Source organism: Sediminibacterium roseum, assembly GCF_009939005.1.
Lineage (GTDB): Bacteria > Bacteroidota > Bacteroidia > Chitinophagales > Chitinophagaceae > Sediminibacterium > Sediminibacterium roseum.
In genome coordinates this window covers 86,746-99,353 of record NZ_JAACJS010000002.1, presented here as the reverse complement: position 1 = coordinate 99,353, position 12,608 = coordinate 86,746, and the positions used below count along the sequence as shown (strand labels likewise).

Sequence of the window (12,608 nt, the reverse complement as noted above, 5' to 3'; positions counted from 1 at the left end):
GCATTCGCGGTCCGGTTTGGGTGAATCCTGTTTTTCTTTTGTATTTCTAACGCATCTTTGCACAAATCTTGTTTATGAAGATCTGTGCGTTCATCCCCGCCCGTTATGCCGCCACACGTTTCCCCGCAAAGCTGATGCAGATGCTGGGCGATAAAACGGTTATCCGTCATACGTACGACAATACCGTAGCAACGGGTTTGTTTGATGAGGTTTTTGTTGTTACCGACAGCGAGATCATTTTCAACGAGATCGTTTCCAACAACGGCAGGGCCGTGATGAGCAAACGCACACACGAAAGCGGCAGCGACCGCATTGCAGAAGCCATTGTTGACCTGGACGTTGATATTGTGGTAAACGTGCAGGGCGATGAGCCTTTTGTAAAACGCGGGCCCCTCGAAAAACTGCTTCGTGTTTTTACAGACGATGCAGAAAACAAAATACAGGTTGCCTCGCTGATGCAGGTAATGACGGAACAGAAGTTTATAGAAGACGCGAACTATGTAAAAGTGGCGGTTGACAAGCACATGAACTCGCTCCTGTTCTCGCGCAGCGTGATCCCTTTCCCCAGGAGCAAAGATGCCGCAACGGTTTACTACGAACACATCGGCGTGTACGCGTTCCGCAAACAGGCGCTGCTCAATTTCACTTCGTGGGAAATGACGCCGCTCGAGAAAGCAGAAAAGATCGAATGCCTCCGTTACCTGGAAAACGGCGTTCCGCTGAAGATGGTGGTTACAGAATACATGGGGGTGGAAATAGATACGCGCGAGGACCTGGAGCGGGCCGCCAAACTGTTGTAACCACGCTGCGTGTTTCCCGAACGAGGCCGTTGCGGAACAACGTGATCTACGGGCCGTATTGGTATCGGAATTACGCACACACCACTCAAACAAAATCTCCCCCGGCAACCTTTCATTTTCTCTAATTTTCACCCATGAGAGAAATGAAACACATCCTTTATAGTGCATTGTTCCTCGCCTGCGTATTTACTTCTTCCGCACAAACACAGGCAAATACAGAGGCCCTCACCGTTACCGTAACCAACCAGCAAAGCGACGTGCTGGAAGGCGCAGTAGTGGAAATCACCGATGGCGCCACGAAAAAACTGGTGAAATCGGCCGTCACTAATAAAAACGGCGTGTCTGTTTTTTACATTTCTCTTTTGGGGGAGTATGTTTTGAAAGTGAGTTTTGTAGGACAGGAAACGCAGTCCGTTCCGCTTTCCAGGACGGTTCTGGCCGACAGGAAGGTCACCGTTGCCTTGCGGCCCGCTTCGGGATCGCTGGCCAACGTAAGTGTTACCTCTCGCAAACCTTTTGTGCAGATGGCGCAGGGAAAAGTGATCGTTAACCCAGATGCATCGCTTACCAATGCCGGCACCACGGTTCTCGAGGTGCTCGAAAAATCGCCCGGCGTGATGGTTGATAAAAACGGCGGCATCAGCCTGCAGGGAAAAGCCGGTGTGCTGGTATTGATCGACGACAAACAAACCTACCTCTCCGGCAACGATCTCAACAACCTGCTCAGCGGCATGAGCTCCTCGCAGGTTGAAACGATCGAGCTCATCACGAGTCCTTCGGCAAAATACGATGCAAGCGGCAATGCCGGCATCATCAACATCAAAACAAAAAAGAACAGGCAGATCGGCTTCAATGGTGTGGCAACCACTTCTTTTGCGCAGGGGCGCTATCCAAAAAACAACAACAGCCTGGTGTTGAACTACCGCAACGGCAAATTCAATACCTTCCTTACCTACAGCACCAACCTCAGCAAGAATTTTACAACCATCTATGCGCTGCGCAGGTATTACAGCAACAGTGGTGCATTGCTGTCGTTGCTCGACCAGCCTACCATCTTTATCAACAATAATTTCAGCAATACGCTTAAAACGGGTTTCGATTTTTATGCTTCGCAGAAAACAACACTCGGTATAGCGCTCACGGGCATTACCGTAGCAAGAACAGGCAACAGCGATGCAACAGCGAGCTGGAAGAATGCTGCCGGTATTACAGATTCAAGCATCAGAACGTTGAGCGCAACCAGCTATCGTTTTACAAACGGCGGCATCAACCTGAATGCAAAACACAATATTTCAAAAACGCAGGACCTTTCTGTTGATCTCGATTACCTCCGGTACAGCATCAACAACGATCAATCGTTCAGCAACCAGTTGCAGGCAAGCGGTGGTTACAACGAGGGCTCGCGGGGCAACCTGCCTTCTTCCATTTCTATTTTTTCTGCAAAAGCAGATTACAGCGTACAGATCGGTAAAGAAGCAAAACTGGAATCGGGTTATAAGTTATCGGGCATCAATACAGACAATATCGCGTCCTATCAAAAATTCAATGGCTCGGTTTGGAAAGAGGATCTCGACAAAAGCAATCATTTCCTCTACAAAGAAAACATCAATGCGCTGTATACAAGTTTCGAGCAGAAATCGGCAAGGGTAAGTTTTCAACTCGGGCTGCGGTACGAGAATACGCACTACGATGGCCACCAACTGGGCAATGCGGCGAGAAAAGATTCTTCCTTCGCCAATAATTATGGTGGATTCTTCCCTTCGGGATACATCAGCTACCGCGCCGACTCATCTAATTCGTTTTCCATTACAGCGGGCAGGCGCATAGACAGGCCGGCGTTTCAGCGGTTGAACCCTTTTGTTACCATCATCAACAAATACACGTATGAGCGTGGCAACCCCTTCTTCCGCCCGCAATACAGCTGGAACATGGAGCTTAGCCACCAGTTCAAACAACTGCTTACCACCACGGTTTCGTACAGCATCATCAAAGATTATTTTTCACAACTGTTCCTTTCCGAAGGAAGCGATATCCTTGTTTACACGCAGGGTAATGTTGGAAAAATGTACAACCTCGCCGTGTCCGTTGCCGTGCAGGCCACACCGCTTAGCTGGTGGACGTTGTCCGGCCAGGCGATCTACAATTACAAGGAGCTGAAGGGATACAGCAATGTAAATTACAATTCCAATGTATCACAGCTCAACATCAGCATGAACAACCAGCTGCGCCTTGGAAAAATATACACGGCAGAAGTTTCGGGCTTCTACACCACGCAGGCAAGGAACGATCTCCAGGAATTGCTGTTGCCAACGGGCCAGTTGTCTGCCGGCATTGCGCGACCCGTTTTCAATAAAAAAGGCACCCTGAAGCTGAGCGTACGCGATATATTGTATACACAGGTAATGGAGGGGAATACCGATTTCCCGAATGCCGATGAGTATTTTATCCTGCGAAGGGACAGCCGCGTTGTAAACCTATCGCTCACCTACCGCTTCGGTAAGCCGCTCAAAGCCGCGCGCAGGAATGCCGGCAGTGCGGGAGACGAGATGCAGCGTGTTGGATCGGGGGGATAGCAGGCAGGGCTACAATACTTGTGTCGGGGCGTCTTGTTCCTTGTTCCATCTTCAATATCTTTGCGTCTAAACAACCCCACATGAGTTTCCGCAATTTTAAAATGGTGAGTTACGTGGTTTATGGCCGCGGAAGTTTTAACCAGCTGGATGGCATCCTCGCACCGCAGCGAAAGGCCGATGCGCCGATGGTTTTCCTGGTTGATCATTTCTTCGAAGGAAAACCCCTTGCGGGCCGTATCCCTTTGCGCGGCAAAGACAAGATCGTTTTTGTGGATGTAACGTATGAACCCAAAACCACTTACGTAGACAAGCTTGCGCAGGATCTCAAAGAAGAGTTCGGCACCATCAGCGGTGTGATCGGCATCGGCGGCGGTTCGGCGATGGATCTTGCCAAAGCGGTTTCCCTGATGATGACCAACCCCGGCTCTTCTGCAGACTACCAGGGATGGGACCTTGTTAAGAATCCCGGCGTTTACAAGGCCGGCATCCCAACCTTGAGCGGAACAGGCGCAGAAGTGAGCCGTACAACCGTATTAACGGGCCCCACCCGTAAGCTTGGCATGAACAGCGATTTTACGCCGTTCGACCAGATCGTTCTCGACCCGGAGCTTACAAAGAACGCACCCGCTAACCAGCGTTTTTATACGGGCATGGATTGTTACATTCATTGCATAGAAAGCCTTGAAGGAACCTATCTCAACGAGTTCAGCAAAAGCTATGGCGAAAAGGCTTTGCAGCTTTGCCAGAAAGTGTTTGTTGAAAAAGACCATTGGGATGATGAGTCAGACGACCAGCTCATGATGGCCTCCTACGCAGGCGGTATGAGCATTGCGTATTCGCAGGTAGGCGTTGCACATGCCGTGAGTTATGGGTTGAGTTACCTGCTCGGCACCAAGCACGGCATCGGCAATTGCATTGTGATGAACCATCTCGAAGAATATTATCCCGCAGGTGTAAAAGAATTCAAATTCATGGTTGAAAAAAACCGGATCGAGATCCCGCAGGGCATCTGCAAAGGATTGACCGATGAACAATTCGACACCATGATCGATGTTTCCCTCGGCATGAAGCCACTCTGGGAAAACGCCCTCGGGAAAGATTGGGAAAAGACCATGACACGCGAGAAGCTGCGGCTGCTCTACGAAAAACTCTGACGAACAGCGAACGGCGAACATGCATTACATGTTCGCCGTTCCTTTTTATATTCGCTGAATGAAATACCTCATCTTCATTCTTCCCGCAATCGCTGGCATAACCATTACAACACAGGCGGGTGTGAACAGCCAGTTGCGTGTGGCCGTTAACAACCCTTTTGTTGCCGCTTTTATTTCTTTTCTTACGGGAACGATCATCCTGGGTGCATATATCGTAGCAACAAGGCAAACCGTTCCCGGCGTTTCGCAGCTACGCAATATTGAATTGTATAAATATGCAGGCGGATTGCTCGGCGCATTCTTTGTAACCGTTATCATTGTTACCGTTCAGAAAATCGGGTCGGCAAATGTGTTTGCGCTCGTTATTGCAGGACAACTACTCATGGCACTTTTATACGATCACCTGGGTTTGTTCGGCTTTCCGCAATCAAACATCAGCATTACAAAAATTGTGGGCGTATTGTTTCTGGTTCTTGGCGCTTACCTGATCAATAAAAAATAGTCTGACCGGAAGTGCAGGTAAAAATTGAACAGCTGATTACTTCTTTTTTTCAAAGAGGGACCTTAATTTATTCTGCAATTCATCCCCACGCAGGTCCCGGGCAAGAATTTTCCCGTTCCGGTCTATTAAAATATTATAGGGTATATAATCCAGCGCATAATGTGTGGCTATTTCGGTTTGAAAACCTTTCAGGTCCGAAACCTGTTTCCACGGCAACTGGTCTTCTTTGATCGCCTGCAGCCATTTGGCTTTATCAATCTCTTTATCAAGTGAAATACCGAGTACGTTGAATCCTTTTTGTTTGTACCTGTTATACAATTGTACCAGTCCCGGGTGCTCCCTTCTGCAGGGTGTGCACCAGCTTGCCCAGAAATCGATCAGGAGGTAAGTAAATTCAAGATCATCCAGTGTTACCGGTTTTTGCTGCGGGTCTTTTTGTGTTGGAAAGAAGATGTATGTATTGGCCCTTGTTTGTTTCAGCAATGCCAGCCGCTTTTTGATCTTTTCACCCAAAGCAGTTTCCTGCTTTGATTTGGGAATGAGGCTGAACAGGTTGTTCAATTGTTCGTACGACCAGCTATCGTTGTAAAACAAAAGTTCGCGCGTTACATACAGCTCGGGATAGGTTTTGGCGATCTTGAGCATCGCGTTGTAAAAGTCTTCCGACTTCACAGAATCCGGCGCTTCGCAACGGCTGATCTTTCCGAAATGATCAACGGTTTCTTCCCATATCAACTGGCTCTTTGAGCCCGTGATCGCTGCGGAGAGGTGTAATACACGGTTGCCGTTTATTTGCTGTGTATCGACCCTTAACCGCATATCGATCTTTCCCGTATCTAAGAAAAAATAATCCGACACGCCGCCGCCGCCCATTGCAAGCGAGGCCTTTGCGCGTTCTGTCAATCTTCCCCTGAAATAAAATTTATGATCCGTGATGTCCGAGGCCTGGTCGGTAATGCTTCCTTTTTCATCGTAACACTGCAGGAATATTTTTCCGTTTGCCCTGTTTTCGATAAAACCATTTATCTCGAAAAACCGGTCGCCCTGCGAAAAACAAGCGCCGGCAATCAGTAACATGAAAAAGAACGGGAAAATTTTTTTGTGCATACGCAATTTTGTTTTCGAAAAGCCTGTTGCTATTTCATGTTTGCCAACTCTTTCTGTAACCTGAACATTTCATCCCTCAACCGCGCCGCTTCGATAAAATCAAGATCGCGCGCCGCTTTCTCCATTTCTTTTTTTGTTTTGGCGATGGCCTTTTCCATCTGCGGAATTGTTTTGTAGGTTTCCTGTTCTTCCGCCGCTACTTTCTGAACGATCTCTTCGTCGCCCTGCAAAGCATAGGGTCTTGAAGGATCATAACCTTTTATGTCGAGCACCGATCCTTGTGCAAAAACCTGCTCGCGCGATTTTATGATCGTTTTTGGAACAATGCCGTGTTCTGTATTGTACGCAACCTGTTTCTCCCTTCTCCGCGATGTTTCATCTATGGTGCGCTGCATGCTTTCTGTCATTTTATCGGCGTAGAAAATAACTTTACCCTCCACGTTACGCGCGGCGCGGCCGGCGGTTTGGGTGAGCGAGCGTTCGTTCCTCAGGAATCCTTCCTTGTCTGCATCCAATATTGCCACCAATGCCACTTCGGGAAGGTCCAGCCCTTCTCTCAATAAATTCACACCCACCAATACATCGATGTCGCCCAGGCGCAGTTGGCGTAATATTTCCACGCGCTCCAGCGTATCCACATCGCTGTGAATGTATTTTGATTTGATGTTGATGCGGCCCAGGTACTTGTCCATTTCCTCGGCCATGCGTTTGGTGAGCGTGGTAACGAGTACGCGGAAGCCGCGTTTTACGGTGCGGTCTATTTCGTCGAGCAGGTCGTCTATCTGGTTTACGCTTGGGCGGATCTCGATCGGCGGATCGAGCAGTCCCGTTGGGCGAACGATCTGTTCTACCACCACGCCTCCTGTTTTTTCAAGTTCATAATCGCCGGGCGTTGCGCTAACAAAAACGGTTTGTCCCGTTAAACTTTCAAACTCATGAAAATTCAACGGGCGGTTGTCCATGGCACTTGGCAAACGGAACCCATAATCTACGAGCACCAGTTTCCGGCTCCTGTCGCCGCCATACATGCCCGCTACCTGCGAAACGGTTTGGTGGCTCTCATCGATCACGCAGAGATAATCTTTCGGGAAGTAATCAAGCAGGCAGAAGGGGCGCGTGCCTGGTTTGCGCCGGTCGAAAAACCTTGAGTAGTTTTCGATACCGTTGCAATACCCAAGTTCGCGTATCATTTCAATATCGTATTCAACGCGCTCCTTCAGGCGCTGCGCCTCTATGTATTTGCCGGAGGCCTTAAAGTACTCTACCTGTGCCATCATCTCGTCCTGTATTTCGTGCATCACATTTACGATCATGTCTTTGGGAGCGAGGTAGAGTGTTGCGGGAAAGATAGCGGCATTGTCCATCGTTCCTATTCTTTTGCTGGATGCCGTTTCTATGCTTTCGATCTCTTCGATCTCATCGCCGAAGAAGGTCACGCGGTAGCCAAAATCTACGTAAGGCAGGTTGATGTCAACCGTATCTCCCTTCACCCTGAATGTTCCGCGTTTGAACTCTTCCTGTGAGCGGTTGTAAAGTGAGTTCACGAGCGAATGCAAAAAACCCTGCCGCGAAATGCGTTGCCCTCTTTGAATACGTACAATGCCGTTCTCGTATTCTGTAGGGTTTCCCATACCGTAAATACAACTAACACTTGCCACCACGATAATGTCCCGGCGGCCACTCAACAACTGCGAGGTAGCCTGTAACCTTAATTTATCAAGCTCTTCGTTAATGCTCAGGTCTTTTTCGATGTACACATCGCTTACCGGCATGTAGGCTTCGGGCTGGTAGTAATCGTAATAGCTTACAAAATAGCCAACGGCGTTCTCCGGGAAAAACTGTTTGAATTCTCCATACAACTGCGCCACCAGTGTTTTGTTGTGGGTAAGCACAAGCGTTGGCCTTTGTGTATTCTGGATCACATTGGCGATGGTAAATGTTTTTCCCGAACCGGTTACACCCAGCAGGGTTTGAAATTGTTCGCCACTGTTGATCCCGTCTGTCAGTTGCCTGATCGCAGAAGGCTGGTCGCCGGCCGGGGCATAGGGTGCATGAAGTTTGAAAGGCATGTTACAAAGTTAGTTAAGAGTTAAGAGTTTGGAGCCAGGAGTTTGGTTAATCACTGCGGTACCTCACAACTAAAAAGCCACCTGTCCGATACAGGTGGCCTTGTTGGGAAATGGGGAAGACAGATTGTTATCCCAACTTTTTTACTATTGCCTTCACATTGTCGTCAATTTCTTTGTCCGTCATGCGGCGGCCGTTTACATCGGAGGTTGTCCATCCCTGCCAGATCGTTTTTTCCGTCTGTGCATCCAGTATGGTCAGTGTGAGCGTTCCTTCGTTAACGGTTTGCTGCTGGTTGCTGTAGCCCAGGAATTCTGATGGATAATAAACCGGGTAATAGCCACGCCTGTACGGACTGTAATACCAGCGCGTCATGGGTTGTGAATAAACCGGGTCCTTTATGTTCCTTACTTCTTTCTGGATGTCTACATCATACACCAGTAACACATCGGGCCTGTTCCTGGTCATGCGCCAACCTTGTGCGTATAAATTTTTATCCATGCTCGCGCGGATCTTGTTATCCGTGAGGTCATTTGTACGGCCCGGTCTCGCCGAACCTTTCTCTTTCTCCGCCCTTACCCAGGCGTAGGTCCTGATCTTTGAAAAATCTACTGTTGGGTCTTTCTGTACATAAGCCTTGTTACCACAAGCTGCAAGGACGATCGCGCTCACCACTACGCCAAGCAACCAATGAATCTTTTTCATAACTCATCCTTTTTTTAATTGTTAGGTTAATCTGCCTGCTTATACACATGCAATACACATGCCATGGCAAGCCAAGGAAATCTTAAAAGCGATACGCATCAGCCGTTGACACATACCTTACTGGTTAGACTGAAATTATGGCCCGGAGTTGTTGGCGCGCCCCGTTAAAGAAACGCTAATAGCTGCGCGTTAGAGCCGCTTGATGGAGTAAATGGAAATGGGTGGATCAAAATACTGGTCGCTCTCGTTCTGCCGGTAGATTTTGCGCACCACGTCCATGCCCTTTACCACTTTTCCGAAAGTGGCGTAGCCTTGTTTGTCTTCAATGTTTTCGCCGCCGTAATCAAGGCCGGGTTGTTTGCCCAGGCAGATAAAGAATTCCGTGGTAGCTGTTCCCGGTTCGCGCCGCGCGAGTGATACTACGCCGTCTGTATGCAGGATCTTTGTCTGTTCCGTTGTTTCATGCGGAATTCCCTTTATGCGCGTGGCCTCCTTGTTTCTCGTGCGCCACATGCCGCCCTGTATCAATTCTGTTTTGGCGGCATTGGATGGCTGGTTCTCATCGTTCAGCACACGGTAAAAACTTGTATTGGTGTAAAACCCGGAATCCACGTAAGAAAGAAAAGCCGCCACCGTTTTTGGCGCCTGAAGGGGATACAATTCTATCTCAATATCTCCCTTGTCTGTTCGTATTTCTACATGCGGCGTTGTTGTATTCTTTTCCCGGCAGGAAAAGAAAAACAGCGTGAGAAAAATAAGAGCGGCTTGTTTCATGCAATAAAGATAGTGGATGCTTTGAAACCTGCGCCCTGGTAAACGGGCAGCATTAACGCGGGCCGCTGAAAGTTCACGGCAATATCTCCATCAGGAAAAACTGTGTCTGTTCCTTATCCGAAAAATTATTGTCGGCCACGAGAAGCAACGACCTGTGCCCGTTCGGCAACAGGGGGCCGAGTGTTGCGCCTTCTACATTGTCAACATACGCGTTGAGCGAATCCATGTTCAACAACAATTTTTTTGAAACGGGTTTTGCAGCGGGTTTGTTTTTGAGGGAAGGGTTGTTCTTTATATCTGTTGCGCCTTTTGTATCGGCAAGAAATATTTTGATGGTGCAGGGTAATCTTCCTGTTGAAAAAGACCGTTCGAGAACGATGAACCTGCCATTGCCGATGGAAAGGATATCCGGGATGCCGTTTACTTTAAATGCGTCTGCCGGCAACGGCGGATAAGCAACGGGATCGAGTTTATAAGCATATTGTGCCGTGTTCTTTCGGGATGCCACATCAAATTTATAGATGCGCACCCAGGCATCGTTTTCCGTTACCTCTGCCCGCGCGCCATCTTCGTAGCGCGGTTCTTCAAGGTTTATGTAAAGCGACCTGAAGTTGTCTGCGAAGGTCATTCCTTCCAGTACACCGTTTTGCCTGGGGCCTTGCTCCGTTGCGTGCATTTTTAAATTTTCCGGGAGCGGAAACGTGTCAACGTATTTTCCGTTTGTTTTGATGATGGTAATGGCCGGATCTTCCAGCACGGTATCTTTTCCTTTTACAATCCGCTCGCCTTCGCTGGACCATACCAATTGTTTGCGCACCGGATCGTAACGCATTGCTTCGGGATCGGGTGTGTGGTGCGGGTCCTGTTTGGTGCCCGGGTATGGGCGGCCGTTTTTCCGGAGCAGCGTTACCGCCTTTACAAAAACAACGCTGTCGATTTTATTTTGATGGATGTGGATCTTTGCCGCATAATAACGCGCATCGTTTATGCTCGAACGGTCGTCGCTGATCATGTAATACAATCCTGTTTTGGCATCGTAATCAATGCCCGACAACCCGCCTACGGTTGTGTTTTGAAACGATAGGCTGTGCGGCACAACGTATACATCCAGCAATTTCAATCCACCAACGCTGGTTTGTGCGCCGGCCAACAGGCAAGAGCATAGGAGCAATATGAATACAAAAGGTCTCCGCATGTAGATTGTTTTGTTGGTCGCCCGTACATTCATTTTTTTTGCCTCGGGCATTATGGGTTCGTAAACAAAGGCGGGTGCATCTCATCCCTATGTGTTGCATCCTGGTAGGCCTTTGCAGCGGCGAGGATAGAGGCCTCGTCGTACAAACGGCCTATCAGTGTGAAGCTGGTGGGCAGGTTGTTCCGTTTATCAAACCCGCAGGGCACGCTTACCACCGGGTGGCCGGTAAGGTTGGTAATGGCGCCCTGGTTACCGCTTCCTCTTGTGGGGCAGATCAATACATCAATGTCTTTCAATGCATCGTTCACTTTCTGCATCAACAGGTACCGGTGGCGGTTGGCGTTGATGTATTCGGTTGCCGACATGAGCCTTGAGATCCTGAACGTATTGGGCCAATCGTTTTTGGATTGATTGGTCATTTCATCATCGATGTTGTTTCTTGTGAATTCATCGAACGCAGCGGCGGCCTCGGCGCTGATCACGATGTCCATGATGTTGAAATTGTAAACACCGCTATCCGGAAAGTTCAACGGGATCAGTTCAACGCCCATTTTTTTATAGGCATCCAGCACCTTCCACTCGTTGCGGCTTGTATCTGTTATCTTATCGAAATAATTTTTCGCATAAGCAACCCGCATTTTTTTGATATCGGCTTTCTGTTTGTAGTTGAAGGGTTTGTTCACCGCGCTCATATCCAGGCCATCGGTGCCGTGGAGATAGTTAAAAACAACAGCGGCATCTTCTGCCGTTCTGCAGATCGGGCCAGCCTTATCGAGGCTCCAGCTCAACGTCATCGCCCCGCTGCGGCTAACGCTTCCGAACGTGGGGCGTAAGCCTGTGGCGCCGCAGGTGGTAGCGGGAGAAACGATCGAGCCCCAGGTTTCCGTTCCAATCGCGAAGGGAACCAAACCCGCAACCGTTGCTGATGCGGAGCCGGCAGAGGAGCCCGACGATCCTGTTTTGAGGTTCCATGGATTTTTTGTTTTACCGCCATACCAGTTATCGCCCATCGCCAGTGCGCCGAGTGTGAATTTTGCAACAAGTACCGCACCGGCATTTTTAAGTTGCGTATAAACAAATGCATCTTGTTCGATAGCCTGGTTTTTATACGGAGCCGCGCCCCATGTTGTTTTGGTTCCTTTTACAGCGAAAAGATCTTTCAATCCATATGGGATACCATGCAGCGGCCCGCGGTATTTTCCTTTGGCAATTTCTGCATCGGCCTGCTTTGCCTGTTCCATCGCAATGTCTTGCGTTACCGAGATCACACATTGAAGCGTATCGCCGAATTTTTTTATCCGGTCAATAAAAAACTGCGTGAGCGCCACCGAGCTGATCTTTTTGTTTTTGATGAGTGATGCAAGTTGAAGAACAGAATAAAAGGCAAGATCATTTTTATTTGCCGGTAACGACACATTCGGCGGGATGTTCCAGTTTACCGGCTCTTGTTTTTCATCAAACTTCATTCCCGGCAATACCGGGCTGTGCCACAGCGTCATTGGAACGCTGTTGGCCAGGGTTTGTTTGTGCATCATACGGTAGCCGAAGAGGTTTTCTTTTACGCCATCGTACATGGTATCGATTTCTTTCTGCGAAAACTGGAGATCGAGCAGGCGCGAGGCAGCGGCAACATCGCTTTTGGAAATGGTGTCTTGCGAAAAAGAAGCAATGCTGATGAGCATTGCAAAAAGGGCGGTTATTTTTTTCATGGGTGGTTCATAAATTGACAGG

10 protein-coding genes are annotated in these 12,608 nt (G+C 48.8%); 4 read left to right on the top strand and 6 right to left on the bottom strand.

Translation table 11 applies throughout. The annotated features are described in order from the left end of the window. Positions 1–74: 74 nt before the first annotated feature. The 4 genes from kdsB to GWC95_RS00305 all read left to right on the top strand — a co-directional run bounded on the left by kdsB (position 75) and on the right by GWC95_RS00305 (position 5,029). The gene (gene kdsB / locus GWC95_RS00320; protein ID WP_161816679.1) at positions 75–800 is read left to right on the top strand and encodes a 3-deoxy-manno-octulosonate cytidylyltransferase; all 726 of its coding nucleotides are present in this window, start codon (positions 75–77) and stop codon (positions 798–800) included. 134 nt (positions 801–934) lie between these two features. Continuing rightward, the gene (locus GWC95_RS00315) at positions 935–3,373 is read left to right on the top strand and encodes an outer membrane beta-barrel family protein (RefSeq protein WP_161816678.1); all 2,439 of its coding nucleotides are present in this window, start codon (positions 935–937) and stop codon (positions 3,371–3,373) included. 80 nt (positions 3,374–3,453) lie between these two features. Beyond that, positions 3,454–4,527: an iron-containing alcohol dehydrogenase family protein gene (locus GWC95_RS00310; RefSeq protein ID WP_161816677.1), complete on the top strand. Its 1,074-nt coding sequence runs from the start codon at positions 3,454–3,456 to the stop codon at positions 4,525–4,527. A gap of 58 nt (positions 4,528–4,585) precedes the next feature. After that, the gene (locus GWC95_RS00305) at positions 4,586–5,029 is read left to right on the top strand and encodes a DMT family transporter (protein WP_161816676.1); all 444 of its coding nucleotides are present in this window, start codon (positions 4,586–4,588) and stop codon (positions 5,027–5,029) included. 36 nt (positions 5,030–5,065) lie between these two features. On the opposite strand, the gene GWC95_RS00300 is transcribed toward GWC95_RS00305, so the two are convergent. The 6 genes from GWC95_RS00300 to GWC95_RS00275 all read right to left on the bottom strand — a co-directional run bounded on the left by GWC95_RS00300 (position 5,066) and on the right by GWC95_RS00275 (position 12,586). Continuing rightward, the gene (locus GWC95_RS00300; protein WP_161816675.1) at positions 5,066–6,136 is read right to left on the bottom strand and encodes a TlpA disulfide reductase family protein; all 1,071 of its coding nucleotides are present in this window, start codon (positions 6,134–6,136) and stop codon (positions 5,066–5,068) included. A gap of 29 nt (positions 6,137–6,165) precedes the next feature. Continuing rightward, positions 6,166–8,205 carry an excinuclease ABC subunit UvrB gene (gene uvrB, locus GWC95_RS00295; RefSeq protein WP_161816674.1) on the bottom strand — a complete coding sequence of 680 codons (2,040 nt, stop codon included), beginning with the start codon at positions 8,203–8,205 and terminating at the stop codon, positions 6,166–6,168. 127 nt (positions 8,206–8,332) lie between these two features. Beyond that, positions 8,333–8,908: a DUF4136 domain-containing protein gene (locus GWC95_RS00290; protein ID WP_161816673.1), complete on the bottom strand. Its 576-nt coding sequence runs from the start codon at positions 8,906–8,908 to the stop codon at positions 8,333–8,335. Between the two features lie 189 nt (positions 8,909–9,097). After that, the gene (locus GWC95_RS00285; RefSeq protein ID WP_161816672.1) at positions 9,098–9,682 is read right to left on the bottom strand and encodes a peptidylprolyl isomerase; all 585 of its coding nucleotides are present in this window, start codon (positions 9,680–9,682) and stop codon (positions 9,098–9,100) included. Positions 9,683–9,755: 73 nt separating this feature from the next. Then, positions 9,756–10,877 (bottom strand): esterase-like activity of phytase family protein, encoded by a 1,122-nt coding sequence (locus GWC95_RS00280; protein WP_161816671.1) that lies wholly within the window; start codon positions 10,875–10,877, stop codon positions 9,756–9,758. A 50-nt stretch (positions 10,878–10,927) separates the two neighbouring features. Continuing rightward, complete coding sequence (locus tag GWC95_RS00275; protein WP_161816670.1) at positions 10,928–12,586, bottom strand: amidase; 1,659 nt, start codon at positions 12,584–12,586, stop codon at positions 10,928–10,930. Positions 12,587–12,608 lie beyond the last annotated feature (22 nt).

What these genes read in the sequence shown, in the direction of transcription:
- GWC95_RS00290 (WP_161816673.1), bottom strand. Translation starts at nt 8,908, where the DNA reads ATGAAAAAGATTCATTGGTTGCTTGGCGTAGTGGTGAGCGCGATCGTC.
- kdsB (WP_161816679.1), top strand. Translation starts at nt 75, where the DNA reads ATGAAGATCTGTGCGTTCATCCCCGCCCGTTATGCCGCCACACGTTTC.
- GWC95_RS00315 (WP_161816678.1), top strand. Translation starts at nt 935, where the DNA reads ATGAGAGAAATGAAACACATCCTTTATAGTGCATTGTTCCTCGCCTGC.
- GWC95_RS00305 (WP_161816676.1), top strand. Translation starts at nt 4,586, where the DNA reads ATGAAATACCTCATCTTCATTCTTCCCGCAATCGCTGGCATAACCATT.
- uvrB (WP_161816674.1), bottom strand. Translation starts at nt 8,205, where the DNA reads ATGCCTTTCAAACTTCATGCACCCTATGCCCCGGCCGGCGACCAGCCT.
- GWC95_RS00285 (WP_161816672.1), bottom strand. Translation starts at nt 9,682, where the DNA reads ATGAAACAAGCCGCTCTTATTTTTCTCACGCTGTTTTTCTTTTCCTGC.
- GWC95_RS00275 (WP_161816670.1), bottom strand. Translation starts at nt 12,586, where the DNA reads ATGAAAAAAATAACCGCCCTTTTTGCAATGCTCATCAGCATTGCTTCT.
- GWC95_RS00300 (WP_161816675.1), bottom strand. Translation starts at nt 6,136, where the DNA reads ATGCACAAAAAAATTTTCCCGTTCTTTTTCATGTTACTGATTGCCGGC.
- GWC95_RS00280 (WP_161816671.1), bottom strand. Translation starts at nt 10,877, where the DNA reads ATGCGGAGACCTTTTGTATTCATATTGCTCCTATGCTCTTGCCTGTTG.
- GWC95_RS00310 (WP_161816677.1), top strand. Translation starts at nt 3,454, where the DNA reads ATGAGTTTCCGCAATTTTAAAATGGTGAGTTACGTGGTTTATGGCCGC.